The following is a 2,638-nucleotide window of genomic DNA, read 5'->3' on the forward strand; positions in this document are numbered from 1 at the left end:
ACACGCTCAATCCGCTGAAGATCGTATCGACGCGCGGTTCAACGGTCGATACGCAGGAATACCATCCGGAACCGCGCGTGGCGTCGATCGTCGGTTCGCACTACAACCCCGAGTTCATCGTCAATGCCAAGGAAACCGGCAAGATCATGGCCGTCAACTACTCGGACCTCAACAATCTCAAGATGACGATCATCGACGCCGCACGTTTCCTGCATGACGGGGGCTTCGACTCGACGGGTCGCTATTTCATGGTCGCCGCCAACGCCTCGAACAAGATCGCCGTCGTCGATACCAAGGAAGACAAGCTCGCAGCGCTGGTCGACGTCGGCAAGATCCCGCATCCTGGACGCGGCGCCAATTTCGTGCATCCGAAGTTTGGTCCGGTATGGGCGACCAGCGACCTCGGTGACGAGTTCATCAGCCTGATCGGCACCGACCCGATCAAGCACAAGGCGCAGGCGTGGAAGGTCGTGCAAACGCTCACGGGGCAGGGAAGCGGCTCCTTGTTCATCAAGACGCATCCCAAATCGACCAATCTGTGGGTCGATACACCGCTCAATCCGGAAGCCAAGATCAGTCAGTCGGTCGCCGTCTTCGACATCAAAAACCTGGACAAAGGTTTTGAAATCCTGCCGATCGGTGATTGGGCCGACCTTGGCGACGATGGCGCCAGGCGGATCGTGCAGCCCGAGTACAACAGGGCCGGCGACGAGGTCTGGTTCTCGGTGTGGAGCGCCAAGGACAAGAACTCGGCGCTGGTCGTCGTTGACGACAAGACGCGCAAGCTGAAAGCAGTGATCAAGGATCCGGAGTTGATCACGCCGACCGGCAAGTTCAACGTCTTCAACACCCAGCACGACGTCTATTGATCGATTGACGCAGGAGAATGCGGGGGCCAGTTGGCCCCCGTTTTTCTTGCGTTTGGCTGGTCCCGATACCTGCCTTCCCCGTGAGGCTACCCCATGGGAACACAACCGAGGCACGAAGTCGATGGAAGGAGAATTGCCATGAGAACCGATACTGATGTGCGTGCGCGCATCGACACCAAGACAAAGACGCGCGCCGTCGTCGCGCTCAAAGCAATGGGCCTGTCCGTTTCGGACGCTATTCGCTTGTTGATGGTGCACGTGGCGGATGAGCGCTGCTTACCGTTTGAGGTCAATCTGAAAAGCGTGAAGAAGCGCAAACGGCAGCCTGTGGCCAGCGCTTCGACCACACAGCGCGCCGCAAGAGAATAGCTCATAAAGATTTCCGTTCCGCCGCACTCCAAACCATGAAAATCCAGATCGTTTCGGACATCCATCTCGGCCTCGCGCCATGCGCCCTTCCGAACGTCGGTGCAGACCTGCTGATTCTCGCGGGGGATATTCACCGTCCGGTCGAAGCATTGCGCTGGGCAAGAGGAGTGGCGCCGCGCTGTGGGTGCATGGCCACACCCACAACAGCTGCGATTACCACATCAAGCGCACGCGAGTACTCGCCAACCCGCGCGGTTACGTGAAAGACGGCAAGGCTGAGAACTCAGAGTTCGACCCCGGGCTGACGGTAGAGGTGGGCTGTGTTCGCCAAGACCAGGTCAAGCTAGCGATTTAGGAAGAGCGTGGAGCGTTTCTCGGTAGTCCATTCGCAGAAAGACGCCATCAGTGCCGCTCTTTCGGCGGAGAGCTTCGCGTCGCTCAAGCCGGCCTCGATGATGGGGATCAGAATGGGTGGTCACCACCCTGTCTACCGTGGAGGTGAGCCGCAGCCTTGCTATACTCGCCTTCGAGGGGTTGCGACCGGCCAGTCACGTTGCCGGTGCCATGCGCGATGAAATACACGTGCGCGCACTGCGCCTTGCCGGTGTAAACAGGGTCATCAATCCCTTCCTGGATGCTGCCGACCATGCTGCGCAGACGATCACCGAAGCACTCAGCCACTCAGAGGACACCTCATGAACAGCCTGCAAACCCTGCTTGTCGCCACCGATCTTTCGGCGCCGTCGCGCCATGCTGCGCAGCGCGCAGCGATGCTCGCCCAACAGGCCGGGGCCCGGCTTGAACTGGTGCATGTTTTGGAGAGGGGGTCGCTCGACGAACTGCGCCGCTTGTTCGATGACGATGGTGAGGCCGCGCAGGGGCGCGTACGCGAGCAGGCGCGCGAGGCTCTGTCGCAACTGACCAGCGAAGTCGGAGAAACACTCGGCGTCAGCGCTGGTCAACATCTGCTTGAAGGAGCCGTGCTCGATTGCATTGGCATGCAAGCGGAGCTGCTCAACGCCGCGCTGTTGATCATCGGCGCTCGCGGCGCCAGTGGTATGCGCGCCTGGCTTCTCGGGGCAACCGCCGAGCGCTTGTTGGGGCTCACGCGGCGGCCAATTCTGCTGGTCAGGCAGGCGCCCCGCGAGCCGTACCGTAAAGTCATCGTGGCGGTGGATTGTTCGCCGTGGTCGATGCAATCCTTCCGCCTGGCACAGGCTGTCGCTCCGAGTGCGAGACTGATTCTCTTGCACGCCTACGACGTCCCTTTCGAAGGCAAGATGCGCCTTGCCGGTGTCGATGACGACATGATCAAGCGCTACGCGGCCAAGGAGCATCAAGAAGTGTTCATGCGCTTGAAGCAGAGCGCACGCGAAGCCGGGATACCCGCCAGTTGGCAG

General features: G+C 60.4%; 4 protein-coding genes and 1 pseudogene. All 5 read left to right on the forward strand.

Annotated elements, in window-relative coordinates; all coding sequences use genetic code 11:
- Positions 1–869 (forward strand): cytochrome D1 domain-containing protein (locus JNL55_RS15295; RefSeq protein ID WP_293855028.1); only part of this gene is annotated, 869 nt, incomplete at its 5' end.
- Between the two features lie 132 nt (positions 870–1,001).
- Positions 1,002–1,238 (forward strand): type II toxin-antitoxin system RelB/DinJ family antitoxin, encoded by a 237-nt coding sequence (locus tag JNL55_RS15300; protein ID WP_415923086.1) that lies wholly within the window; start codon positions 1,002–1,004, stop codon positions 1,236–1,238.
- A 166-nt stretch (positions 1,239–1,404) separates the two neighbouring features.
- Positions 1,405–1,593, forward strand: a pseudogene (locus JNL55_RS37450) (hypothetical protein); the annotation flags it as partial.
- A 116-nt stretch (positions 1,594–1,709) separates the two neighbouring features.
- Positions 1,710–1,937 (forward strand): hypothetical protein, encoded by a 228-nt coding sequence (locus JNL55_RS15305; protein ID WP_293855034.1) that lies wholly within the window; start codon positions 1,710–1,712, stop codon positions 1,935–1,937.
- A partial coding sequence (locus JNL55_RS15310; protein ID WP_293855037.1) for a universal stress protein occupies positions 1,934–2,638 on the forward strand: 705 nt, incomplete at its 3' end. The genes JNL55_RS15305 and JNL55_RS15310, both read left to right, overlap by 4 nt.

This window comes from Steroidobacter sp., assembly GCF_016790065.1.
Taxonomy (GTDB): Bacteria; Pseudomonadota; Gammaproteobacteria; order Steroidobacterales; family Steroidobacteraceae; genus Steroidobacter.